Raw genomic sequence first — 23359 nt, 5'->3', positions numbered from 1 at the left:
CAGCTGCCGATTTTGTAGGTGGGCCGTCATCCATTGGCTGCACTTGCGGCGCGACCGAAGTGCGTAACTGCATAATGCACGGCACTCGTTCGATCGCGAAGGTTCAATTTCTTCATTGCGTTTCCGAGATGGATGCGCACGGTCTGGCTGCTCAAGCCAAGCTCCTCAGCAATGGTCTTGACCGACGAACCGCCGCCAAGCAGCACAAGAACATCGCGCTCGCGTTCCGTGAGGACGCCGTGGTCGCGTTCGGAAGAACTTTCTTGCGGACGTTCCGGCGGCGCCGATGAGCGCTCAATAATCCGGCGCGGAAAAGAAACCTCTCCCGCCAGCACGCGCTCAAGAGCGCGTTCGATCTCAGGGCCGGGCGCCGACTTCGGAATATATCCGATTACGCCCTGTTCGAGAGAGCGGATGACGTGCTCAATATCTTCGTGCACGGACACGACGACGATAGGCACTTCCGGGAACTTTGAGCGCAGGGCGTGCAATCCGCCCAATTCATCGAAACCGGGCATGACGAGGTCCAGCAGGATCAAGCTCGTATCCGGATGCTCGGCGAGCAGGGCGACCAATTCGCCGAAGGTCTCGGCTTCATATGTCTCAAGGGTGCGCTCCAATCTGCGCATCACTTGCTTGAGGGATTGTCTGACCACCCAGTGGTCGTCTGCAATTATGACTTTCATGCCCGAAAACGCTAGCTCCCCAATATAGTCGCCCTGCGTGTGTCTAGAAGGGACGACACGTCTAGCGCCACCTTTTCAATTCGTAAGTAACCATCATCCGACCTGTGCTCGCATTCCACCTATGATTCCTGGAAAGCGAAAGGGCGAGCGACAATTTTTGAAGGCAAAAACACACATGCAATGCTCGCGTCAATGGCTGTTAAGGCCGAAATCGGTTGCGGGACGAAGTAAAAATCCGAGCTCTTTTGAATTCTCTAGATCGCCGATTTTTGCCCGATATTTCAGCCGCCTGCACGTCAAAAATGCGGGATACGCACGATATTTCATCAAGAATATCTAGATAGAGAATTATTTTCTCGGCGGGCAAGAAAAATAATTGACGCTCCCGATCTCCTCGTGAATTATCTAGATGTTAGCGGCTAGATCGTAGCTCAAACGTCTAGCGTTTGGTGTCGCGGGGGGCGCCGCCACTCCGCCATGCAGGGGACCGGATAAATGGATTTCACTCGCCGCAAAGTTCTTAAGACGACGCTCGCTGCTTCTGCAGCCGTAGCGATGCCTCACGTTTGGTTGCCGAAGTCGGGCGAGGCCTGGGGGGCGACGCTCAAAAAAGGCGAGCCGATCAAAGTCGGCCTGCTGTTCTCTCTCACCGGCGCACTCGCCGTGCCGGAGGAGGATTCGACGCTGGTGCTCCAATACGCATTCGAAGAGATCAACAAGAACGGTGGCGTCAATGGTGTGCCGGTTGAGCCCGTCATCGTCGATGCCAAATCCGACTTCAACGTTTACACCGAGAAAGCAAAAGAACTCATCCTTCGCGAAAAGGTCATCGCGCTGTTCGGCTGCTACACGTCCGCGAGCCGCAAGGCCATTCTACCGACAGTGATGCAGCGCAACCATCTGCTCTACTATCCGACTTGCTACGAAGGTGCGGAGTGCACGCAGAACACCATCTGCACCGGTCCGCTCGCCAACCAGCACTCAAAAGACCTCATCCCTTTCATGGTCGAGAAGTTCGGCAAGAAGGTCTTCTTCGTCGGCTCGAACTACGTATGGCCGAAGGAATCGAACAAGAACGCGAAGATCTGGCTGGAACAAGCAGGGGGAGAGCTGCTGGGCGAGGAATACATCCCGCTCGGCAGCTCCGAATTCGGTCCCGTCCTCAACAAGATCCGGGACACCAAGCCGAGCTTCATTTTTTCTACGGTCGTCGGTGCGTCGGACATCGCCTTCCATAAGCAGTTCAAGCAGGAAGGCTTCAAAGTGGATTCGATGCCGATTGCATCGCTTACCACCGGCGAAATCGAAACCCGCGCGATGGGCGCCGAATTTGGCGCTGGTCACTTCCTCTCAGCTCCGTACTTCCAGACGCTCGATAACCCGACCAACCACAAGTTCGTCGAGGGCTTCTTGAAGAGCAAGTACGGCAAGAACGGCGTGACGCACTATAACATGGAGGAAACATACCTCTCCGCGTACGTCTTCAAATACGGCTTGGAGAAGACCGCCGCCGCGGTAGGCATCGAAAACGTCACGCCGCGCGCCATTCGCGATCACTCGGGCGGCCTCAAGGTTGAAGATGCCGTATCGCCCGAAGGATTGGTTTGGATCGACGAGAATAACTTCAACACGTGGCTGAAGCCGAAGATCGGCCAGTGCCAGGCCGACGGCACCTTTAAGGTGTTGAAGTCCGCGGAAAAGAACGTGGCGCCCGATCCTTACTCGATTTACCCGAACCTAGGCACCTGCACCAAGGACGGTCTGAAAGCGCCTGACGGGAAAATCCGCACCAACGTCATCTGACGAAAGCGGGCCCCGCGCTTTCCCGCGACGCGGGCCCGCCTCATGACCAACGTTGAAATGCAGACGCGCTCATTCGAGTGCGGGGGCGTAGGTCTGCGCCCTCTTGGTAAGGAACATACTCGCCATGGATCTCGGTTCGCTTGTGAATGCGCTTATCCTGGGTGTCAGTATTGCGAGCATTTGGCTCATCGCGGCGCTCGGGCTGACGATCATCTACGGCACGGCGGGCGTGATCAACATGGCTCATGGCGAGTTCATTATGCTCGGCGCCTACAGCTCTTACATGCTGCAGTCGTATCTAAAAATTCCGTATTTGCTTTGTATTCCCGCATCATTCGTGATCGTGGCGCTCGTAGGCCTCGCCTTGGAGCGTGGGCTGATCCGTTATCTCTATAAACGACCGCTGGATACGCTTCTCGCCACCTATGGCGTGTCGCTTGTGCTGATGCAGGGCGTGCGGCTGATCTTCGGCAGCGACCCAAAATACATATCCGTGCCCGAGATCTTCTCAACCAATATTGCTCTTGGATCGGCCTCCATCTCGACGTTCCGCGTCATTGTCCTGGCCATAACCGCGCTGCTCGTGCTGGCGCTCTGGTTTCTGTTCTATAAGACGCGTTTCGGCATTCAAGTCCGTGCGGTTGTGCAAAACAAGGAGATGGCATCCTCGTTCGGCATCAACTCCGGCAGGATATACATGATGACGTTTGCACTCGGCGCGGGGCTCGCAGGTGTTGCTGGTTCGCTCTTCGGTGTGCTCGCAATCGTGTTGCCGACAATGGGCGCCAGTTACGTCGTGCAGGCGTTCCTGATGGTGATCGTCGGCGGGGGTTCGCTCGCGGGCAGTGTTGCCGCTAGCGGCATGGCCGGTGAGATGCAGTCCGTCTTTGCGGCACTCACGAACGATACGTTCGCTCGCTTCATCATCTTCGTGCTGATCGTCGTGTTTCTCAGATTCAGGCCTCAAGGTCTTTTTGCCCAGGGCGGCGTGAGGCGATGAAGCAGATCATCAGCTGGCCATTCTGAGGACGGGATCGGAAATCATGGGCAATCTTTATCATAACAAGACGGCGCAGTGGATCGCCTATGCCGTGTTCTTCGCGGCCGTCGGAGCGGTGCCGCTGTTTGTGAGCGATAGTTTCGTTCTCAACCAGCTTGCGACCTATGGCGTCTACGGCATGCTCGCGCTTTCGATCAGCCTCTGCTGGGGGTTTGGCGGCATTCTTAATCTCGGCCAGGGTATCGCGTTCGGCCTCGGAGCCTATGGCATGGCAATGACCATGCAGATGCAGACACAGACGGAATCAAATCCGATTCCGCCGTTCATGCTCAACAACAGCCTCGATCATCTTCCTTGGTTTTGGGCGCCGTTCCAAAGCACTGTGGCCGGAATCTTTCTGGCGATTGCGGTGCCGACGTTCTTCTGTGCGCTTTTCGGAACCATTATGTTTCGAGCCCGCGTGTCGGGCGTATTCTTCACCATCATGACGCTTGCGATGCTGTCGGCATTCTACACGATCATTCTTGATCAGCAGGCCTACACCGGAGGTGCCAACGGATTATCGCCTCCCTCACCGCTGCAAATCGGCGGCTACGAAATCGACCCCTACAGCCCCACAGCCTACTGGGTCGTGTTCGTGGCGCTGTGCGGTGCCACCATCGTTGCCAAGCTTCTCACGCAAAGTTCGTTTGGCCTCGTAACGCAGGCTATTCGCGACGATGCCGAACGCGTGCGCTTCCTCGGCTACAGCGTCTCGGGATACGAGACTGTGATCTATACGATCTCGGGCTTGATCGCGTCGATCGCAGGGTGCTGCTGGGTGATGCTCGTCCAATACGTTTCTCCCCAACAGCTCGACGTCGGCTTCAGCCTGTCAATGGTGATCTGGGCCGCGATCGGTGGCCGCAATTCCCTCATTGGCGCGATGATCGGAGCGTTTGTAATCCAGGGCGCGCAGAGCTATTTGGGCGACGCGCTTCTTTCGACGTGGCTTCTCGTCCTCGGCGGCTTCTTCATTGTCGTCGTGCGGTTTCTTCCCAACGGCCTCGCGAGTCTCGTTGAAGCCGGTCTCGGGCTTTTCAGCTCGCGGCCCACCCCTTCGTCAAATACCGCGGGTGAAGCCATGGGCGTCGAAGAGGGGGCCTATCGATGAGCGGACTTCTGGAAATCAGGAACCTGTCGAAGAGCTTCGACACGACAAAAGTCATCAATGACTTCAGCATGACTGTCGACGAAGGGACCATCTGCTGCCTCGTCGGCCCCAACGGCGCAGGCAAGACAACGACGATCGACCTCATTACGGGCCGCGTGAAGCCGACGTCGGGCAAGATCATTTTCGTGGGCGACGATATCACGGGCGAGGATGAGCATGTGATCGCGCGTGCTGGAATTGGCCGGAAATTCCAGGTTCCGGCCGTGCTTCGGGACATGACGGTGCGGCAAAATCTGGAAGTCGCGTACAGCCGCGAGACGAATCCGTTCAGGAATCTTTTCAGGTTCCGTCGGGCTGGTCTGAAGAAAAAGTTCGACGAGGTCGCAGCGATCGCAGGGCTTGCGCGCCGTCTCGATGTGCTTGCGGGAAATCTTTCGCATGGCGAGACGCAATGGCTGGAGATCGGCATGGTTCTGATGCAGGAGCCCCGGCTCATGCTGATGGACGAACCGATCGCCGGCATGACGGAAGGCGAGATCGAGAAAACGGCGCACATCTTCAAAGAGCTGCGAAAAACTTCCACGCTCATCGTCGTCGAGCACGACATGGGTTTCGTTCGCGAGATCGCCGATGTCGTAACCGTCATGCACATGGGATCGCTTCTGGCACAGGGCAGCATCAGCGAAATCGAAGCCAATCAACGCGTGCGTGATGTCTATCTCGGCGAGCAGGAGGCGGCATGACCAGGCTCTTGGAACTCAACAACGTTACATCGTACTACGGTGCGACGCCGATCCTCAGAGATTTCTCGTTCGATCTGGAGAAGGGGCAATGCGTGTGCGTCCTTGGACGCAACGGCGTCGGCAAAACCACCTTGATGCGCACGATCATGGGCTTGACCGATAAGTCCACGGGTGCGATCAAAATCAACGGCGACGAAATCAGCTCCAAGCCAACCTACGTCCGCGCAACGTATGGTCTCGGCTACGTTCCGCAGGGCCGTGGCATTCTCGCGGATTTCACCGTGCGAGAGAACATTCTTCTCGGTACGTTCGCACGTAAAGACAACGTTGCCGACGTGCCGGAGCTGTGTCTCAAGATCTTTCCGTATCTTCGCGAAAATCTCGATCGCCGCGCCGGGCTTCTGTCGGGCGGCCAGAAGCAGCAGCTCGCCATCGCCCGAGCGCTGGCTGTCGATCCGCAGATCCTGCTTCTCGATGAGCCGACCGAGGGCATTCAGCCGAATATCGTGCACGAGATCGGTGAAATTCTGAAGATGCTCAACAAAGAGCTGGGTATCAGCCTGATCTTGACAGAACAGCACATCAAGGTTGCGCGGAAACTCGGAGACGCGTTCGTCATGGTCGACAATGGCCGGGTCGTCGCGCGCGGTCCGATCGCCGAAATGACGGATGAACTCGTCGAGCGGCACATGACGATTTAGCGAAATAAAGGAAGCCGGGATTTGGCACCGTTCCGCACAGACCGGAACGGCGCCCCACGATCGAAGACAAGCGAAACACCAACTTACGGAGACCGCATGATCTCAATTCCAAAGAAGGGCACGCCCGAGCGGGAGGAATTGATCCGCCTGCACAAGGAATGCGTCGAGTCCATGAAAGGAGTCGCAGGATTTTCTGTTCTGAAGTGCGAAACGCCCGGCGATACGACAGTCGTCACTGGCGGCGTTCATGAGCATCCTGTGCTTCGCCGCGTTCTGCTGCGCATGCGCGGTGAGTCGCCGAAAGGCAAGCTGATCGTCATCTGCACCAAGGTCGATAAGGAATGGCGCATCGGGCGTCTCTCGGGCATTCGCGGCGTGCCGCCCGTGTTCGTCAACGACAAGGTCTACGACGACGAGCAGGAAATTCAGCACGACATCTTCCTCATGCGGCTGGACGAGTTGCCCGAAACTGCCGGCAATCCGGAAAATTTCGAGGAAGGTTGGAAGCACCGCGACGACAACTGGCCAGTGACCTGATCCTGCAGCGTTGAGGGCGGGAAGGATTGGGCCTTTCTGCGCAAATAAAATCTATCCCTGCTGCGTCTTCGGTCGAAGACGTGAATGGCGGAGCCTTGGGCAGGGAACGTCAAAACTGGAGAATGATTATGTGTGCCATGAGGCTGACGGGATATGCTGACAAGTTCGGCGTGCATCCTGGCGATAAGATTAAGTTCTATGTCAATTGCGACGGCCCGTCGGAATTCAAAGCCGAGGTCGTCCAGATGATTCATGGCGATACGAACCCGCGCGGTCCGGGCTTTATGGAGAAGCCCATCGAGTCGACGGCCGCCGGCGTATACAAGGGCCGCAAGCAGATTATTCACGGCGGTTCCTACGGCTATGTCGAGGACGCTCCGCAGTTTCATGTCGAGAGCTTCACGCTGCAATGCTGGATCTGGCCGACGACGCCGAAAACGCATCCGCGCTACTGGAAACACGGTGCGCAGGGTCTCGTCACGAAATGGATGGACGGCAAGGGTTACGGCCTCTTCATCAACGAGGAGGGCTGCGTCGAGCTTCGCATCAACGAGCATAAGATCACGACGGGCGTGCCGATCCGCGATCATGCCTGGCACTTCGTCGCCGCAAGCTTTGATTCCAAGACCGGCGAAGTCGTGCTCTATCACGAGCCGCAGATCGTTTACGCACTCGATCCGGTGGTCGAGCCGGTCAAAACGACGGTTGACACAACCATTGCACACACGTCTGCGCCCGTTGCGCTGGCTGCCTACGCCGAGAAAATTGACAATGATCCGTTGGCGAAGTCGTCTCTGCCGGTCGGCGTCTGGTTTACCGGCAAATACAACGGCAAGATCGACAGCCCGCGCATTTGCAGCAAGGCGCTCAGCCGCTTCGAGATCGAGCAGATGAAGGGCGGCGCCCAGCCGGGCCTCACCGAACGGCGTAACTCCGGCCCGACCGGTGCGCTGTCGGAAGCCATCGTGGCGGCCTGGGACTTCTGGGACGGCATCGACACGATCGTCGCCAAGGACAATGGCCCCTATCGCTTCGATGCGCAGCTTGTGAACTGTCCGACGCGCGCTCTAACAGGCTACAACTGGAGCGGCCAGAACTTCGATTGGAAGTATGCAAAGAAAGAATACGGCGCGATCCACTTCCACGATGACGACGTCGATAACGCGCGCTGGGAAGCAGATGTCGAATGGGACGTTCCGGCGGACGGTATCAAGAGCCGCTTCTACGCCCTGAAGGTCACGACGACCGAAGGCGACGAGGATTACATTCCCTTTTGGGTCGTTCCGAAGATCGGCAAGGAGCAGTCGAAGATCGCCGTAATGGTGCCGACGATCAGCTACATGGCGTATGCGAACGAGCACGTCGCCTGTAACGCCGGCGGCGCGGAATTGTTCGTCTACCGCGTTCCGATCATGCAGCATCAGAACATGTTCCTGGCCGAGCATCGCGAATACGGCGGGTCGATCTACGATACGCACACCGATGGTTCGGGCATCTGTCTGTCGTCCCGTCTGCGCCCGATCCTGTCGATCCGGCCGAAGTACGATCACTTCCTCGCGCAGGCGCCGTGGCAGTATCCCGCCGATCTTCATCTCATCTATTGGCTGGAGACGATGGGCTATGAATACGACGTCATCACCGACGAAGACGTGACGTACGACGGGCTCGCTCGCCTTGAGAACTATAATGTCATCATCACAGGCTCCCATCCAGAGCACAACTCGGGCACCCAGCTCGATGCGCTGCATAACTATACGCAGCGTGGCGGTCGTCTCATGTATATGGGCGCCGACGCGTGGTACTGGGTGCACTCATACCACCCGGCCTACAACTTGGTTGGCCGCGGTATCATAACCGAAATGCGGCGCTGCGAATCCGGCATCCGTACCTGGCGTGCGGAACCCGGCGAGTACTATCACCAGGGTACGGGCGAGCTTGGCGGCATGTGGCGCTTCCGCGGCCGTTCGCTCTATTCGGTCGCTGGCGTCGGCATGACGAACGAAGGCTTCGACGTTTCGACCTACTACAGCCGTACACCAGACAGTCTCGATCCGCGCGTTGCGTGGGCGTTCGAAGGCATCTCGTACGAAGAGCCGATCGGTAATTTCGGTCTCGTCGGCGGCGGCTGCGCCGGTCTCGAACTTGATATCGTTGACGTCACGCTCGGCTCGCCTCCGCACACGCTTGCAGTCGCGACATCGGCGGGACGCCATACCGAGGCCTACCTGCTCGTCATGGAAGACTTCGGCTTTAACCAGCAGGGTCTCGATGGCACGACGCATCCGCGTGTCCGCGGAGACATCGCCTTCCATGAGACGCCAAATGGCGGCGCATGTTTTGCGTTCTCATCGATCGCATTCTGCGGCTCGCTACCCTGGAACAACGGCAAGAACAATGTCTCGACGCTCGTCGGGAATGTTCTGAACCGCTTCATGCAGGATGGACCGCTGCCGCCTCCGCCGGCCAACGCGATCAAGCATCGCGGTCGCGCGGATTACGAGACCCCGGCCCTTGTCTCTCAAAGCTGAAGACAAGGCGACGACGGTGCCCACGGCTCGTCCGTGGGCACCGGTTTCTCTCTCTGCGACGAAATGAGGGTCAGCTCGGATGCTTTATCGTCCCGACCTCGGCTTCCGCGATGAAGGCCAGGAACTTTCGAGTGAATCATTTTATGCTGATGCGCTCGGGCGTTTCGGTGAAGCCCGCGTACTGCCGCCCGTCGTCTTCCGCTCATTTCGCTACAGTCTGTTGGAAGACGAGATGATTTGGACGCGCGATTGGATTTGCATCGGGACGGAAGATGAGATTCCCCGCGAAGGCGATCTCTTGCCTTTTACCGTTGGGATACACGGAATTCATGTCCAACGTGTAGGACAGGAGTTGAAAGCGCGCTTCAACAAGGCGCAGCATGGCGGATGCCGCGCTATTCCGCTCCAGTGCCAAACAGGCAAGAAAACAAAATGCTCGTTCACATCCTGCGGCTATAGTCGCGATCGCGGGGCCATCGCGGCGGGCGATCTCGGTGAAGGCGCGCCGGAAATGGAACAGTATCTCGGCTCGCAGCCGGAGCGCTTGTTGACGGCCCACACTGCGCGTCTCGGGCCGCTTGTCTTCGTCAATCTCGACGTCAATCCTGCAGCCGCAAATTTGGTATTTGCGGAAATTGCGGAAGCCGGCGGCTTCTTTCGCGGTGACACGCAATGCGTGTCCTCTGGCACACTTGAATTTCCGGCGAACTGGAAGATTCTGGGGCAGCACCTCGCGGCGGGAGAGGTGATGACGGAGAACTTGGACGGCGAATGGCTGCTTGTACGAACCACCGCCGGTGGGAAAGCTGCTCTCGTGGCTTGGCTCTTTCCGAATCTCGTGCTGATGCGCGCGGGGAATGAGACATGCGCCGTCGTTTTGCAGCAGTCGGCGCTTGGACAAACGATTTGCCGATATTTCATTTATGGCGCTGTCGAAGAGAGCAATTCGACCTTCTGGACTGCGGAGATCGAACGGCGCGCAGTAGGGGCGTGTAAAGATCATAAGGATATCGTCCGTTGGGGGACGAATTATCGTCCTGAAACGATCGGCGCGGCCCTCCCGGTGCAGCAAGACCTGCAGGGGCTTTGGATGCAGAGGATGCTTGCTTGGCGAGCCACGCGTGCATCCATGCAGGAAATCCGCAACAAATATTTCAATACGCACGAGGTTGACCGACATGCTCTCGATGAAGTTTGAGATCGACGATGGCTCACCGCTCGCAAGTGCCGTAGCTGCCTATGAGAAGGAAGATTATCAGGAAGCGTTCGCGCTGTTCATGGATCTCGCCGAGCAAGGAAATTCTGACGCGAAGGCGTGGATCGCTGCGATGTACGTAAACGGTGAAGGCGTTACCGCATCTCTTCCAACAGCTGTCGAATATTATCGCGAAAGCGCCGAGGCGGGTAACGTTCTTGCTCAGACAAATCTCGGCGCAATGCTTGCGATGGGACAGGGAACGGCGCGCGACGAGGCGGCGGGTGTGCGCTGGCTGACCAAGGCCGCCGAAAAAGGCGATATTTTCGCACAATACAACTTGGCTACGCTGTATTCGAAAGGTGACGGCATACCTGCCGATCATGCGCTCGCAGCCAAATGGTATCGGGCGGCGGCCGAGGCAGGCCATTATCCCTCTCAGGCGCGCCTCGGATTTTTTTATGCGAACGGCGTTGGGGTAACGAAAGATCGCGTCGAAGCCTATGTGTGGCTCTCGCTGGCAGCGCAACATGGCGTCGGAACGGCGTTGAACTCGCTTGAAGCGCTCGTCGGCCAAATGTCGACAGAGGAAAAACGCCAAGGTCTTGCATTGGTCGAAGCGTGGCGGTCGCGCACGAGCGAGATCTCGCGACATGCCCGCTTGCAACCTCGATTAGGATGAGCGCCATGGTCTTTAGTCCGCAACAAATCAAATTCGAGTTTCTCAGCTACATTAAGGAATTTGGAGGTCGTCCGAACGAGTGGCAGGTGGGATGTGCCGCCGACGCTCAGCTCGCGATGTTCGAGCGTGAGGGTGTCGACCGTGAGAGAGACATCTGGCTCTGGAAGCCCGCGCTTTCGGTCGCCGCGGCGAAGATCGTTTTTCGCTATCTGACGGAGCAGCTTAATGTTCGCATCTGTGAAGGTGAAACACAGGGGGCGCACATATTCCTTTTTAAGAAGCTGGCCGATGCCGGAGCGCGCGCGAAAGCAATCTAGGTTTTTGAAAGCCCATGTCGGTGAGAATAACAAAGTTTCTGACCGATTGGCTGCGATGGAACGTAGTCAACCGTATCGGCGGACCGGATGACGTTCCGGCGCTGGCAGATAGGTGTCTAAAAGATGCGCGACGCCAAGGAATATCGTCATCAGATATCGAAAGGGCGATTGGCCCGGTCGAAGAATGCATTCGCCAATCGCTTCTTCAGAAACAGAAATGAAAAGTCCACGAAGGCTGCAGCCGCTCAGTTGAGGGGGGCTAGATCGCGACCAGCAATGAAGGAGCTGCGCAGATGCTTCGCATAGATCGTGTCGTTGGTGATCGTTCCGATCCGTATTTGCGGGAGAAATTGCACGATCTCTCACATCGAGGATCAATCGACATCGTCGAGCTTTCGACGCTCGATCTCGACCGGCATCGGTTGCGCGCGCGGACGGAAGGTGGCGAGGAAATAGCAATTGCGCTACCGCGTGACGAGAAATTATTCGATGGCGCGGTTCTTCACGTCGACGAGATGAGAGCTATTGTCGTGCGCGCCGGAGAGCAACGTTGGATGCGGCTGTCGCCGCGCTCGCTTCGTGATGCCATAGAGCTGGGCTATCACGCCGGAAATCTGCACTGGCGCGTTCGCTTCGAGGCCAGCGATATCATGGTGGCGTTAGATGGGCCGATCGCATCTTATCTCGCGCGCGTCGAGCATATAATCAAGGCTGGAGGAGCTTCGGTCTCTGAGGTCGCCGAATGACGACAGGCTTGCTGCTTCGCGCGTTTCAGCACGTCGACAGTCAATTTCCTTCCGGCGGGTTTGCTTTTTCGCAAGGGTTGGAAGCCGCGTCGCAGCTGCAGGATTTGCTGGGGCCATTCGATCCGGAGACCTCAGTCACTGTTCAGATCAACAACCGCTGGGCAGGAGCCGATCGCGTCGCGCTCGTGCGAGCCTATCGGTGCGGAGGTGATTTGAGCACACTTGCCGAAGTCGACGCAGAAGTCGAAGCGTCGACATGCAATGATTTGTTGCGCGCAGGATCGCGCCGCAATGGCATCGGTCTGCTGACGTCGCACGCACGTATCGGCAGGCCGGAGGCTTCGCGTTACCGGGAGATGATCAGGTCGTCTCTGGCCTTCGGGCATCTCACTGTCGTCCAAGGTCTGATATGGCGCTCTTTGGGCATAGATGAATCGACAGCCATCCTGATGAGCGGTTATCAGGCCGCAACGTCACTGACGACTGCCGCAATCCGACTTGGGCTTGTTGGAGCAATTGAAGCTCAGGTTGTGCTGGAACGTTCGCTGGACCGGGTTGCTGCGTTGGCTGACGATCCGGTTGCGACCGGGCAGCCGCTGCAATCCTTCATTCCACTTTCGGAAATTGCGGTCGCGATGCATGGCACCAGCGGTCAGAGACTGTTCTCCAACTGAATTCGAGGAACTTGCAAGCAGATGTACTTGACGCCGACCGAACTTGAACGTCTCACCATCTTTACGGCGGCAGAGCTTGCGCGAAAGCGTCTTACAAAGGGGCTGTTGCTCAACTATCCGGAAGCCGTGGCACTCATATCTGACGAAATTCTTGAAGGCGCGCGCGAGGGGCGGAGCGTTGCGGAAATGATGTCGCTCGGTTCGCAGGTACTGACGCAAAGCCAAGTCATGCCCGGCGTCCCGGCAATGTTGCCGATGCTGCAGGTTGAGGCAACGTTTCGTGACGGCACCAAGCTCGTCACCATTCATGAGCCGCTCCGTCCCACCGCCGACACTGCCACGCAGGACGGTCACGAGCCTGGGGCTATTATCGCTGAAGAAGGCGATGTCGAACTCAATGCGGGACGTCGCAAGATCACGCTGCAGGCGGTGAATACAGGCGATCGGCCCATTCAGATCGGCTCTCACTATCATTTTTTTGAGGCCAACAGCGCTCTTGAGTTCGATCGGGCCGCGGCATTCGGAATGCACCTCGATATCGCTGCAGGAACTGCGGTGCGCTTCGAGCCGGGGCAGGACAAGATCGTTTCGCTTGTTGAGTTTGGCGGCAACCAGAAGCTTTCCGGACTGAATGGACTTTCTGATGGTCTCGCCAACGATCCCGCCGCGAAAGCCGCGGCCATTGCGCGTGCGCGCGATCTGAAGTTCCGCGGCAGCTGAGAATAAGGGGAATCCGTTGGCAACTTTATCGCGCCGCGACTATGCCGCCATGTACGGTCCCACTCTTGGTGATGGAGTGAGGCTCGGTGATACCTCGTTGGTCGCGGTCATCGAAAAAGACCACGCCGTCTATGGCGACGAATGTCTGCATGGCGGCGGCAAAACCCTGCGAGACGGAATTGGTCTCGCGGCCGGCGTGACGAGTCGCGAAGGCGCTCTCGACTTCCTCTTATGCAACGTCACCGTGATCGATGCCGTGCTCGGTATCGTGAAAGGCGATCTCGGCATCAAGGAAGGCAGGATCGTCGGAATCGGGAAGGCCGGAAATCCCGACATCATGGACGGTGTCGATTCGCGGCTTGTCGTGTCGGCCGCAACGACAGTCCGCGATTGCGAGGGAATGATCGCCACTGCCGGCGCCATCGATGTTCACGTCCACTTCGACAGTGCACAGCTATGCGAACACGCAATCGCGTCCGGTATTACGACGATGCTCGGCGGCTCGTTGGGACCAATCACTGTCGGTATTGACTCCGGCGGCCCGTTTAACGTCGGCAAGATGCTGCAGGCGGCCGAGCACTGGCCGATCAACTTCGGCTTTCTAGGCCGTGGCAATTCGCACAAACCGGCGTCTCTGGTCGAACAGCTTGAGACAGGGTGCCTCGGCCTGAAGCTGCACGAAGATTGGGGCAGCATGCCAGCCGCCATCGATATGTGCTTGCGCGTTGCCGATGAACTGGATTTTCCGGTTCAGATCCACACCGACACGCTCAACGAGTCCGGCTATCTTGAAAACACGTTGGCAGCGATCGGCGGACGTACAATTCATATGTACCACACCGAAGGTGCCGGAGGCGGCCATGCGCCGGACATTATTCGCGTTGCGGGTGTTCCATGGTGTCTGCCTTCGTCGACCAATCCGACGAACCCTTACACGGTAAATACGTTTGACGAACATCTCGACATGACGATGGTTTGTCATCACCTCAATCCGGCAATTCCCGAGGATGTGGCCTTCGCCGAGAGCCGGATCCGTGCGCAGACCATCGCAGCCGAAGATATACTGCATGACATCGGCGCCATTTCCATGCTCGGCTCGGACAGTCAGGGGATGGGACGTATCAACGAGGTCATTTGCCGGACGTGGCAACTCGCCGACAAGATGAAGCGGCAGCGCGGCCGCTTGCCAGAAGAACAGACACGTTTCGGAGACAACGAGCGCATCAAGCGTTACATCGCCAAATATACGATCAACGCGGCCCGCACGTTTGGAATCGCGGAGCACATCGGCTCGCTGGAAGATGGCAAGATGGCTGACATCGTCGTCTGGCATCCGGCATTTTTCGGTATTAAGCCTGAACTCATCATCAAAGGCGGATTCATCGCGTGGGGCGCTATGGGCGACAGCGCTGCCTCTCTGATGACCTGCGAGCCGCGCATGCTGAGGCCGCAATGGGGCGCGTTCGGGCGCGCAAGCAAGGCTTTGTCGGCGTGCTTCGTCAACCCATTGGCAATCAATGGCGGCATCGCCGAGGCGCTCGATTTGCAGAAGCCATTGCTCGCCTCCCGTGGAACGCGAGACCTCTCAAAGAAGGATATGGTGCGCAACGATGCGTGCCCCGATATCCGTGTTGATCCGCAGACGTTTGAGGTTTTTGTCGATGGGAAGTTGGCTACGTGTGGGCCGGCGCATGAATTGCCTCTCGCGCAGCGCTATATGTTGAGATGATGTCATGGATGCTAGTCACTCATTCACCACTGTTCAGACGTCTCGCGCGGGCGCCGCGCGGGTTGGCATCGGCGGTCCGGTTGGATCTGGAAAGACTGCTCTCATTGAGCGGCTTATTCCGGCGTTCGCCAAACGTGGCATTTCTCTCGCCATCGTGACCAACGATCTCGTCACGGCCGAAGACGCCAACCGGATTCGTCGTTCGGGCCTTATCGACCCGGCGCGCGTCGCAGCGGTGGAAGCAGGAGCATGTCCACATACGGTGATCCGCGAAGATCCGACACTTAACATCGCCGCGGCTGACGAACTAGAAGCCAAGTTTCCCGATGTCGAGCTCATTCTGATCGAAAGCGGCGGCGACAATCTCGCATCGACATTCTCCCTCGATCTTGTCGATTGGTGGATCTTTGTCATCGACGTCGCCGGAGGTGACGACATCCCACGCAAAAATGGGCCGGGCGTGCTGAAGTCCGATTTGCTGATCATCAACAAGATCGATCTCGCGCCATATGTCGGTGTCGATCTCGCCCGCATGGCACACGAAGCGACTGCGGCTCGCAGCGGCCGCGCGCCCATTCTCACCAATTGTAGGAAAGAAGATGGAATTGAACCGATCGTAGACCGCATTTTCTCAGAAGTACTTTTGCGATGAATATCGGATGGCCAACGCTGCGCCGCGGGGCGACAGATGGTCTGCCGCTATCCGGAAGGTTCGATCTTGAGTTTATCCGCCACGGTAGTCGCACATCGATATGCCGCCAATTCGTATCGTATCCGTTTCATCTCGCGCGGCCGTTTGCTCTCGATCCTCTCATTCCGCAGCTGATGACCGTCTATCAGCAGTCGTCTTCCGGCGGTCTTTATCGCGCCGAGGAGCTTGAAAGTCGTATTCTGGTCAGGCGCGACGCCGCAGCGCATATCACGACACAGGCGGCAACGATCATCCATGACTGCCAAGGACAGCCCGCCAAACAAAGGGTTGACGTTGTCGTGGAAGAAAACGGCTTTCTGGCTCTCACCCCCGACCCGTTTATCCTTTTTCCGGGAGCGTCCTGCACGACCATAGTGAATGTCGCTATGGCACCGCAGGCGGTTGTTTTGTTGGCGGATGCGTTCTCACAGCACGATCCGAAAGGTAATTCGCATCCATTCGATACTTACGTCTCAAACGTGAGCATCTGGGATGAGAAGGGGAAATTACTCGCGCGCGATGCGCAAAAAATTACAGGCGCGAACCTGGCGACGACGCATTCTCCTATGCGCGGTTGGAGCTTCGTTTCGAGCTTCATGCTGTTGGGACGTCCGGAGAAATTGCCTTCGCAGGACGCGCTTCGGCGCTGGTTTGTCGGCACGGAAAATGCGGTCGTTGGCGTAAGCGAGCTTCCCAACAATGTGGGATGGGGAATCCGGTGTCTTGCTCGGGATGCCGTTGCGGCTCGTAAAATTGCCGATCAGCTATTTTCGATCAGCATACGCTCCGTTTTCGGGAGCGATCCTGCGCAGCGGCGAAAGTGATCGCCAACAAAATCGAGAAGTGAGCGGCAGAGAGAACAAGAGACGAACCATCCGTCGCCGATCAATTATCGACGCCACGTCAGTGAGATTTATCTGACTGACGTGATAGGCCGCCCGTGGCGGCTGCACCCCTTTTAGAAAGTTCTCATCTTTAACCGATCATGTTCGAGGGGCCTAGGACCCGCCATTAACTGTCAGACGGAGTCGCAAGCCTTTCCTGGGCCGCTTGGACAAGGGCTTCCAACGCCGGGCGAGCTGGAGCAAAGAAGGTCGCGCCGGTCAGCGGGGTCGAGAAATCCAATAGCCGGTCGTAAGCGCCGGGTCTATCGCCGACATACATGCGTTGAAGCATCTTCTCGATGACCCAAAGGTATCGCGAATAGCCAATGAAATAGGTGCCGAACTCGTTTTGTCCCGGGCGGCCAAAGGGCATGTTGTCCCTCAGAATGTCGTACTCATGGCCGCTGTCATCGACAACGGTCGCGAGTGATTTGTGCGATTTGCGGGGCGCATCGTCGTCATTGATTTCAAGGTTGTCGATCTTCCTACGACCGATGATTTCCTCCTGGAGAGGCGTCGGCACCTTCGTCCACGCTCCGAGATCATGCAGATATTTCTGAATGACGACATAGCTACCTCCGGCAAAGTCCCCGTCTTCATCACCCACAAGCGCCGACGTGGGTAAATCGAGGCCTGTCGGATTCGCCGTGCCGTCGACAAAACCGAGAAGATCTCGCGCATCGAAATAGCGGAAGCCGGCGACTTCGTCGACCACCGTGATGCTCTCGCCGAGACGGTCGAGCAAAAGGCGCTCGAACTCGAAGCAGAAATCAGGACGCTCGGCGCGGATATGGAAGAGAAGATCGCCCGGTGTCGATGGCGCGGTATGGACCGGGCCTTTTATCGGCGCAAATACCTTGAGCTCTCGCGGCCGCTTCTCGAAGCGCAGGCGGTCCCAGAGAGCGCGACCGATTCCAACGATGCACGAGAGGCGTGCAGAAAGATCTCGGAATCCTACCGTCTTGACGAGATCGTCTAGTCCATCAAGCGCTGAACAGACTTTTGCAAGAGCGTCCACCTCGTTCGCAACAGTGACGACAAGAAAGACGGCCGCTCGCGACAGAGGAGCATCGATGCTCTGCGCATCAATCGGCACTCTGTCCCAATTCTTTCCTGTCATCCGAATGCTCCCATTCCGCGCATAAAATACCCGTGCCGCATCGGCATTCCGGCCGATGTTCGTGCACGATATTCGCCTCTATCACGTTGGCTCGTGGCGATACCGGGTCGCTCAACGAATGCGAATTTCGCAGCCGGCCGCGGCATACCACGAAGACTTCTCATCTTCGCCAGGTTAGGTGCCGATTCAAGAGTTGAATTAATTGAGCTTTTTAGAAATGGCGCGCCGAAAATGATGGAGAAGAGAATTTCTGCTGCGGCGTTCTCCGCGAAGATCAGAATAGTTTTTTGGAGGGTAGTGACGGAACGCTCTACTAAAGCATGTTTTCCTCTAGTCGTAACGCGTCACGGACATTCAGATCTGGGTTTCGACCTTTGCTGGTAAGTTAAAAAGCGCACCGAGCTCGAGGACGCTGCCGATAACAACATCGGCATAAGGTTCGAGATCGACCTGCCTATAAGGGCCGGAAAGAACGGCGATGCGCAGACCAAATCCGGCGCGGCGTCCCATTTCCAAATCGTGAATAGAGTCCCCGATGATTGCGCAGTCTTCCGGGTCGAGACCGGTGTGTTGTGCGAATGCAAGGCCCATTCCCGGATCCGGCTTTGCGCCGTGGCCGCTGTCGCTGCCGACACAAAACTCAAATAGGTCGAGTATCCCGCTGAAGCGGCCGAGAGAGGCTTGCATTCCATCAAACGTGTCGTTAGTCGCCAGCCCCAGGCGGTAACCTGCCCTGCGAAGGCGTTTAATCTCGTCGGTGGCTCCGTCGATCAGCATCGCATGCTTGGCTCCGCCCTCCCTGAAATTGCGCGATACGACTTCGAAAAGGTCGGACGATGTCCTGTTTTTTAAGAACCCGGCAAAGTGCTCGGCGATTGCGGCTGCGTCGGCGCCGATCAGGAGCGCTCCCGGCTCAACGATATCGGTATCAGGATCGTGCCCTGATGCCCGCAGTAGATCGGCCGCGACGTCCGGATCGCCGCCTGCAGCATCGAGAGCCATACGCCGATTGATCGGAATCCAGGTCTTGTAGAAGTCCAGGATGGTGCCGTCTTTATCGAACAGAAGCCCTTTGATTTGCTGCATCAGTTTCCCAACCGTTTACGACGCTGTCTTCGATATGGAGCGCGAGGGATCCTTTAAGCAAAAGTCGACGTCAATCCTCTCGGGGATCGCAATCTACGCTATCTCGCTTTCCGTCTCGAACCATTTCGTCATTAAATTCCACATAAATTGTGGAATTACAACAAAACAGTTGCAATGTTGTGGCGTGTGCGGCATCGTCGGTGCATCCTTGACGAACTGGTGCATGCACATGACGAACCTCCCCTCCCATGCGCGTATCGTGATTGTTGGTGGAGGGATCATTGGCTGTTCGACGGCTTACCATCTCGCCAAGATGGGCTGCACCGACGTCGTGCTGATCGAGAAAGCGCAGCTCACGTCAGGCACGACGTGGCATGCGGCCGGAGCCATCGGAAATCTGCGCGGCAACAGCAGCTTGACGCGCCTCGTCAAAGATTCCATCGACCTCTACGAAACGCTTGAAGCGGAAACCGGCCAGGCGACGGGTTGGGTGCAGACGGGCTCGTTGCGGTTGGCATCGTCCGATGGCCGGCAAGTGGAACTTGAGCGAATGCTCACACTTGTACGCAGTTATGGGATCGAAGCGGATCTCATCACCGCGAGAGAGGCGCAGGAAAAACTGCCGATCATGCAGGTCGACGATGTGCGTTGCGCGCTTTGGATGCCCGGTGACGGCATGGCCAATCCTAGCGACGTCACGATGTCGATGGCGAAGGGTGCCCGTCAGAATGGCGTGAAGATCTTCGAGCGGACACGTGTCCTGAAGATCGATGTCGTCAATAACGAAGTGCGTGGCGTTACAACGGATCAAGGGACCATCACATGCGAAACATTGGTTCTGTGTACCGGAATTTGGACGCGTGAACTCGCGGCGACGATCGGTGTGAGCGTTCCGCTTCAGCCAACCTATGTGCAATACGCCATTACCGAACCGATGCCCGGATTGCCACGGCACGCGCCGAGCTTGCGTGACCCGGATCTCGGTACATTTTTCAAGGAAGAAGTGGGAGGTCTCTCGTTCGGTGGCTATGAGCGCACGCCCGTTCCTTATCTTGAGAGCCCGGTGCTTCCGAACGAGGAGTTCAAGCTCTTTGAGGAAAACATCGAGAATTTCGAGTACCTGATGGAAGGCGCGCTCCATCGCATCCCGTCACTGGAAAATGTTGGGATCAAGACTTGGATTCACGGCCTCGATAGTTTTACCCACGACGGTACGTTCATTCTTGGTGAGGCGCCGGAAGTTCGCAACGTCTTTGTCGGTGCGGGCTTCAACGGCTTCGGCATAGCGTCGGGCGGCGGCGCTGGAAAAGCGCTTGCCTCTTGGATACTCGAAGGCGAACAGCCTTATGATCTTTGGGCTGCCGATATCCGTCGCTTTGGCGCATACATGCGCTCTGATCGGCAAGTGGCGGTCCGCGCGATGGAGGGCTTCGCCAACCACTATGCCAAGGGAGACCCGACAGAGATCTTCAAGGCCGGACGGCCGTTGCGCCTGAGCGCGGTGCACTCGGCATGCGAAGCAGCTGGCGCGGTCTTCGAACCGATTCAGGGGTGGGAAGTCCCTGCGTGGTATGCGCCGAAGGGCGAGGCGATGGAGGATGCCATCGCAAATGAGCAGGCAGCAGCACAGAGCAGCGTCGCACTTTTCGATCTCGGTTCGCTCGCGAAGTTTCGTATTCTTGGGCCGAATGCTACCGAGGTTTTGCAAGACCTGGCGACGTCGGACATAGACAAAAATCGCTGCGCCGCTCGCACCTTTTTTCTAAGCGTGCAGGGACGTATTCAGGCGGATGTTCTCACCATTCCATTGGCGCCGAATGATCATCTCATCATCGCGCCAGCAAATCGCGGCGTTTTGGTGGAAGCCCATATCCGGCGCCATTTGCTGGATCTGGAGGATGCCGTTTGCGTTGATGTCAGTGCTGGCATTTCCGCGTTCGGTCTGGCCGGACCGGAAGCCCGCGAGGTCATTCGCGTGTTATCGGATCGCGAATTCCAGGTGCCCCCACCCGGCTCGTCCAACGTTATCTCTACCATCGTGGCCGGCGCGCCCGTGACGTTAGTTCAAGCGCCGGACGGCCAGGCGCTGGAATGGTTGCTTCTCGTATCCTCCGAATACGCGGTTACGGTCTGGAACGCGATCGCCAAACCGCGCGGTGGTGCAACGCTCGCAGGCGCCCGCGCTTTGGCACGCATTAGGTTCGAAGCCGGAATAGTCGACTGGGGGCGAGATTTCGGCGCCGACTCCACGCCAATGGAAGTCAGTCTTAAGCATTTGGTCGATTTCGGAAAGCCGATGTTCTTCGGTCGTGATGCTCTGCTGTCGGCGCCGGAAAATCGCCCCGGCAAATGTCTGTTACATTTCGTGAGCGAAAATCCGGACGCGATGCTGAGCGGTGCGGAGGCAATCTTCCGCGATGACAAGTGCGTCGGTTGGACGACCGTAGGCGGCTGGTCGACCCGCCTCGGCAGGGCCATGGCGATAGGGTTCGTTCGCGAAATCGGCGAGACAGGTTCCTATGTTGATGGCACGTTTGAACTCCGCAAAGGGGCGACACGCATTCCCGTCAAGATCATGCCCGGCTACGGCCTTCAATCGGAACCGGTTCACATCGGGGAGTGATCTCAATGACCGTCAAAAGACGGATGTGGAACGACCGATCGGTCTTCATTCTCTTTTGCATGGTGCCCGTCGTTTTGTTTCTCACCATTACCTCGCTTGTGCCGAGTGTGATGGCGATCTCGGACAGTCTGACGGACTGGCGATTGACCAGTTTCGGGAGCCACGACATTTTCGTCGGGCTTTCCAATTATCGCCGTCTGCTCGGCGAGGACCCGCAATTCTGGAGCGCCGTCGTCCGGACGCTCGTCTTCGTCGTCATCGTGGTTCCTGTCGAGCTGGCTCTTGGAATGGCGATTGCGTTGTTCCTCGCACGTGAATTCAAAGGGCGGCGGCTCGTCCTGACATTGCTGATGATTCCCACGATGATTGCGCCGGTCGTAGTTGCCATGACTTGGCGCTTTATGCTGATGCCGAGTTTCGGCCTCCTAACATATGTGCTGAACAAGTTTGGATTCTTCACGGACGCTTCTGTCTTTTCCGGAGAAATATCGGCGTTCGCCGCGATTATGTTGATCGATATCTGGGAATGGACTCCGTTCATGATGCTGATCCTGCTCTCTGGCTTGAATGCGTTACCGCATGAACCTCAAGAGGCGGCCGAGCTCGACGGTGCGACGCGCACGCAGATCTTCTTTCACGTTCAGCTTCCGATGCTGAGACCGCTCATCATCATCGCAGTGCTGTTTCGCACGATCGACGCGTCAAAAGTGTTCGATACCATTTACGTATTGACGGGGGGTGGCCCGGGTGCGAACGCGACGGAATCCCTGACATTGTTTGCACAGAAGACGATATTCGGCACGTGGCAGCTCGGATACGGCGCCGCCGTTTGTCAGGTGCTTGCCTTTCTCTCGATTGTCGCGGCGGCGCTTTTTTATTCTGCCGTTTCGAAAAGCGAGGCTCGCTGATGCGCAAGCGGCGTGGAAATCTCCATGGCTTGGTGACGTGGGGTATTCCATTGACGATTCTGCTCGTCGCGGCGCTCGTGCCCTATGCATGGATGTTCCTGTCGAGCTTTAAGCCGAGGGCGGCGATATTCGTTTCGCCTCCCGCATTCCTATTTTCACCGACGCTTGGCAATTATGAAACTGTGCTGTTTCGCAAGCACTTCGACGGCTACCTTCTCAACTCTTTGATCATCGGCGTGACGAGCACGGTACTTGCCGTATTCATCGGGACGCTTTCGGCATACGCATTTTCGCGTTTCCGAATTCCGGCTAAGAGCCATCTGTTCTTCTGGATCCTCTCGACGCGCCTTGGTCCGCCCGTCGCTTATGCGTTGCCGCTCTATCTGTTGTTTTTCCAGCTCGGCCTTCTGCGTGCGGGCATCGCAATCATCATTGCCCACGCGAGCTTCAATCTTGTGCTGGTCGTGTGGATGATGCGCGCATTCTTCGATGAAGTTCCGCGCGAAGTCGAAGAAGCGGCGGAAATCGATGGTTGTGGTCCATTCGGCGTCTTCTTTCGCGTCAGTTTGCCGATGGCGTGGCCGGGGCTTATCACCGTGACGATTTTCGTCCTGCTGTTTTCATGGAATGAGCTGCTCTTTTCCCTGATCCTGACATCCGGCGGAGAGCGAACCATTACGGTCATGATCCCGACGCTGGTTTCACAGACGAGTACGCTGTGGGGAGAAGTGGCAGCGGCATCAACGTTGCAGTCGATTCCTGTTATTATCTTCACGTTCTTCGTTCAGAAGCACCTCGTTCGAGGGCTGACGTTCGGTGCGGTGAAAGGCTAG

At 57.3% G+C, this 23359-nt stretch carries 22 protein-coding genes; 19 read left to right on the top strand and 3 right to left on the bottom strand.

Annotated elements, in window-relative coordinates:
• Nucleotides 1–26: 26 nt before the first annotated feature.
• A complete protein-coding gene (locus HYP802_RS0120240; protein ID WP_013949553.1) occupies nt 27–686 on the bottom strand; it encodes a response regulator transcription factor in 660 nt (219 codons plus the stop codon).
• A 495-nt stretch (nt 687–1181) separates the two neighbouring features.
• Here HYP802_RS0120240 and HYP802_RS0120235 point away from each other — a divergent pair, with 495 nt between their 5' ends.
• The 16 genes from HYP802_RS0120235 to HYP802_RS0120160 all read left to right on the top strand — a co-directional run bounded on the left by HYP802_RS0120235 (nt 1182) and on the right by HYP802_RS0120160 (nt 16729).
• Nucleotides 1182–2489 carry a transporter substrate-binding domain-containing protein gene (locus HYP802_RS0120235; RefSeq protein WP_013949552.1) on the top strand — a complete coding sequence of 436 codons (1308 nt, stop codon included), beginning with the start codon at nt 1182–1184 and terminating at the stop codon, nt 2487–2489.
• A gap of 124 nt (nt 2490–2613) precedes the next feature.
• Nucleotides 2614–3489, top strand: a complete 876-nt coding sequence (gene urtB, locus HYP802_RS0120230; protein ID WP_013949551.1) for an urea ABC transporter permease subunit UrtB — start codon at nt 2614–2616, stop codon at nt 3487–3489.
• Between the two features lie 43 nt (nt 3490–3532).
• Complete coding sequence (gene urtC, locus HYP802_RS0120225) at nt 3533–4642, top strand: urea ABC transporter permease subunit UrtC (RefSeq protein ID WP_013949550.1); 1110 nt, start codon at nt 3533–3535, stop codon at nt 4640–4642.
• Nucleotides 4639–5385 (top strand): urea ABC transporter ATP-binding protein UrtD, encoded by a 747-nt coding sequence (urtD, locus tag HYP802_RS0120220; RefSeq protein WP_013949549.1) that lies wholly within the window; start codon nt 4639–4641, stop codon nt 5383–5385. Before urtC ends, urtD begins: the two co-directional genes overlap by 4 nt.
• Nucleotides 5382–6086 carry an urea ABC transporter ATP-binding subunit UrtE gene (gene urtE / locus HYP802_RS0120215; protein WP_013949548.1) on the top strand — a complete coding sequence of 235 codons (705 nt, stop codon included), beginning with the start codon at nt 5382–5384 and terminating at the stop codon, nt 6084–6086. The genes urtD and urtE overlap by 4 nt, the downstream gene beginning before the upstream one ends.
• A gap of 96 nt (nt 6087–6182) precedes the next feature.
• Nucleotides 6183–6623, top strand: coding sequence for a N N-dimethylformamidase small subunit (locus HYP802_RS0120210; RefSeq protein ID WP_013949547.1), 441 nt, complete (start codon nt 6183–6185; stop codon nt 6621–6623).
• Nucleotides 6624–6751: 128 nt separating this feature from the next.
• On the top strand, nt 6752–9151 hold the full coding sequence (locus HYP802_RS0120205; protein WP_013949546.1) for a N,N-dimethylformamidase beta subunit family domain-containing protein: 2400 nt from the start codon (nt 6752–6754) through the stop codon (nt 9149–9151).
• A gap of 79 nt (nt 9152–9230) precedes the next feature.
• A complete protein-coding gene (locus tag HYP802_RS22630; RefSeq protein ID WP_013949545.1) occupies nt 9231–10349 on the top strand; it encodes a dioxygenase Rieske 2Fe-2S domain in 1119 nt (372 codons plus the stop codon).
• Complete coding sequence (locus HYP802_RS0120195; protein ID WP_013949544.1) at nt 10330–11028, top strand: tetratricopeptide repeat protein; 699 nt, start codon at nt 10330–10332, stop codon at nt 11026–11028. The genes HYP802_RS22630 and HYP802_RS0120195 overlap by 20 nt, the downstream gene beginning before the upstream one ends.
• 5 nt (nt 11029–11033) lie before the next feature.
• The gene (locus tag HYP802_RS0120190; RefSeq protein WP_024276418.1) at nt 11034–11345 is read left to right on the top strand and encodes a hypothetical protein; all 312 of its coding nucleotides are present in this window, start codon (nt 11034–11036) and stop codon (nt 11343–11345) included.
• Nucleotides 11346–11638: 293 nt separating this feature from the next.
• Nucleotides 11639–12091 (top strand): urease accessory protein UreE, encoded by a 453-nt coding sequence (ureE, locus tag HYP802_RS0120185; RefSeq protein ID WP_013949541.1) that lies wholly within the window; start codon nt 11639–11641, stop codon nt 12089–12091.
• Nucleotides 12088–12765, top strand: coding sequence for an urease accessory UreF family protein (locus HYP802_RS0120180; protein ID WP_013949540.1), 678 nt, complete (start codon nt 12088–12090; stop codon nt 12763–12765). Before ureE ends, HYP802_RS0120180 begins: the two co-directional genes overlap by 4 nt.
• A gap of 21 nt (nt 12766–12786) precedes the next feature.
• Complete coding sequence (locus HYP802_RS0120175; RefSeq protein WP_013949539.1) at nt 12787–13485, top strand: urease subunit gamma; 699 nt, start codon at nt 12787–12789, stop codon at nt 13483–13485.
• Nucleotides 13486–13501: 16 nt separating this feature from the next.
• The gene (gene ureC, locus HYP802_RS0120170) at nt 13502–15214 is read left to right on the top strand and encodes an urease subunit alpha (protein ID WP_024276416.1); all 1713 of its coding nucleotides are present in this window, start codon (nt 13502–13504) and stop codon (nt 15212–15214) included.
• Nucleotides 15215–15218: 4 nt separating this feature from the next.
• Nucleotides 15219–15866 carry an urease accessory protein UreG gene (gene ureG, locus HYP802_RS0120165; RefSeq protein ID WP_013949537.1) on the top strand — a complete coding sequence of 216 codons (648 nt, stop codon included), beginning with the start codon at nt 15219–15221 and terminating at the stop codon, nt 15864–15866.
• On the top strand, nt 15863–16729 hold the full coding sequence (locus HYP802_RS0120160) for an urease accessory protein UreD (RefSeq protein WP_013949536.1): 867 nt from the start codon (nt 15863–15865) through the stop codon (nt 16727–16729). The genes ureG and HYP802_RS0120160 overlap by 4 nt, the downstream gene beginning before the upstream one ends.
• A 187-nt stretch (nt 16730–16916) precedes the next feature.
• On the opposite strand, the gene HYP802_RS0120155 is transcribed toward HYP802_RS0120160, so the two are convergent.
• Together HYP802_RS0120155 and HYP802_RS0120150 are read right to left on the bottom strand one after the other, a co-directional pair.
• Complete coding sequence (locus HYP802_RS0120155) at nt 16917–17909, bottom strand: Dyp-type peroxidase (RefSeq protein ID WP_013949535.1); 993 nt, start codon at nt 17907–17909, stop codon at nt 16917–16919.
• 354 nt (nt 17910–18263) lie between these two features.
• Nucleotides 18264–18995 carry an HAD family hydrolase gene (locus HYP802_RS0120150; RefSeq protein WP_013949534.1) on the bottom strand — a complete coding sequence of 244 codons (732 nt, stop codon included), beginning with the start codon at nt 18993–18995 and terminating at the stop codon, nt 18264–18266.
• A 229-nt stretch (nt 18996–19224) separates the two neighbouring features.
• Between HYP802_RS0120150 and HYP802_RS0120145 the strand changes: the two genes are divergently transcribed.
• Genes HYP802_RS0120145 through HYP802_RS0120135 form a run of 3 tightly spaced genes read left to right on the top strand, consistent with a single transcriptional unit; the run spans nt 19225 to nt 23359 of the window.
• Nucleotides 19225–21618 (top strand): FAD-dependent oxidoreductase, encoded by a 2394-nt coding sequence (locus HYP802_RS0120145; RefSeq protein WP_024276415.1) that lies wholly within the window; start codon nt 19225–19227, stop codon nt 21616–21618.
• Nucleotides 21619–21623: 5 nt separating this feature from the next.
• Nucleotides 21624–22526 carry a sugar ABC transporter permease gene (locus tag HYP802_RS0120140; RefSeq protein WP_013949532.1) on the top strand — a complete coding sequence of 301 codons (903 nt, stop codon included), beginning with the start codon at nt 21624–21626 and terminating at the stop codon, nt 22524–22526.
• Nucleotides 22526–23359, top strand: a complete 834-nt coding sequence (locus HYP802_RS0120135; protein WP_013949531.1) for a carbohydrate ABC transporter permease — start codon at nt 22526–22528, stop codon at nt 23357–23359. The genes HYP802_RS0120140 and HYP802_RS0120135 overlap by 1 nt, the downstream gene beginning before the upstream one ends.

The organism is Hyphomicrobium sp. 802, assembly GCF_000526135.1.
Classification (GTDB): Bacteria; Pseudomonadota; Alphaproteobacteria; order Rhizobiales; family Hyphomicrobiaceae; genus Hyphomicrobium_B.
The sequence above is the reverse complement of the archived record's forward strand: the minus strand, read 5'-3'. Positions and strand labels throughout refer to the sequence as shown.

Coding starts and splice junctions, on each gene's coding strand:
- HYP802_RS0120240 (WP_013949553.1), bottom strand. CDS start 686: ATGAAAGTCATAATTGCAGACGACCACTGGGTGGTCAGACAATCCCTC.
- HYP802_RS0120235 (WP_013949552.1), top strand. CDS start 1,182: ATGGATTTCACTCGCCGCAAAGTTCTTAAGACGACGCTCGCTGCTTCT.
- urtB (WP_013949551.1), top strand. CDS start 2,614: ATGGATCTCGGTTCGCTTGTGAATGCGCTTATCCTGGGTGTCAGTATT.
- urtC (WP_013949550.1), top strand. CDS start 3,533: ATGGGCAATCTTTATCATAACAAGACGGCGCAGTGGATCGCCTATGCC.
- urtD (WP_013949549.1), top strand. CDS start 4,639: ATGAGCGGACTTCTGGAAATCAGGAACCTGTCGAAGAGCTTCGACACG.
- urtE (WP_013949548.1), top strand. CDS start 5,382: ATGACCAGGCTCTTGGAACTCAACAACGTTACATCGTACTACGGTGCG.
- HYP802_RS0120210 (WP_013949547.1), top strand. CDS start 6,183: ATGATCTCAATTCCAAAGAAGGGCACGCCCGAGCGGGAGGAATTGATC.
- HYP802_RS0120205 (WP_013949546.1), top strand. CDS start 6,752: ATGTGTGCCATGAGGCTGACGGGATATGCTGACAAGTTCGGCGTGCAT.
- HYP802_RS22630 (WP_013949545.1), top strand. CDS start 9,231: ATGCTTTATCGTCCCGACCTCGGCTTCCGCGATGAAGGCCAGGAACTT.
- HYP802_RS0120195 (WP_013949544.1), top strand. CDS start 10,330: ATGCTCTCGATGAAGTTTGAGATCGACGATGGCTCACCGCTCGCAAGT.
- HYP802_RS0120190 (WP_024276418.1), top strand. CDS start 11,034: ATGGTCTTTAGTCCGCAACAAATCAAATTCGAGTTTCTCAGCTACATT.
- ureE (WP_013949541.1), top strand. CDS start 11,639: ATGCTTCGCATAGATCGTGTCGTTGGTGATCGTTCCGATCCGTATTTG.
- HYP802_RS0120180 (WP_013949540.1), top strand. CDS start 12,088: ATGACGACAGGCTTGCTGCTTCGCGCGTTTCAGCACGTCGACAGTCAA.
- HYP802_RS0120175 (WP_013949539.1), top strand. CDS start 12,787: ATGTACTTGACGCCGACCGAACTTGAACGTCTCACCATCTTTACGGCG.
- ureG (WP_013949537.1), top strand. CDS start 15,219: ATGGATGCTAGTCACTCATTCACCACTGTTCAGACGTCTCGCGCGGGC.
- HYP802_RS0120160 (WP_013949536.1), top strand. CDS start 15,863: ATGAATATCGGATGGCCAACGCTGCGCCGCGGGGCGACAGATGGTCTG.
- HYP802_RS0120155 (WP_013949535.1), bottom strand. CDS start 17,909: ATGACAGGAAAGAATTGGGACAGAGTGCCGATTGATGCGCAGAGCATC.
- HYP802_RS0120150 (WP_013949534.1), bottom strand. CDS start 18,995: ATGCAGCAAATCAAAGGGCTTCTGTTCGATAAAGACGGCACCATCCTG.
- HYP802_RS0120145 (WP_024276415.1), top strand. CDS start 19,225: ATGACGAACCTCCCCTCCCATGCGCGTATCGTGATTGTTGGTGGAGGG.
- HYP802_RS0120140 (WP_013949532.1), top strand. CDS start 21,624: ATGACCGTCAAAAGACGGATGTGGAACGACCGATCGGTCTTCATTCTC.
- HYP802_RS0120135 (WP_013949531.1), top strand. CDS start 22,526: ATGCGCAAGCGGCGTGGAAATCTCCATGGCTTGGTGACGTGGGGTATT.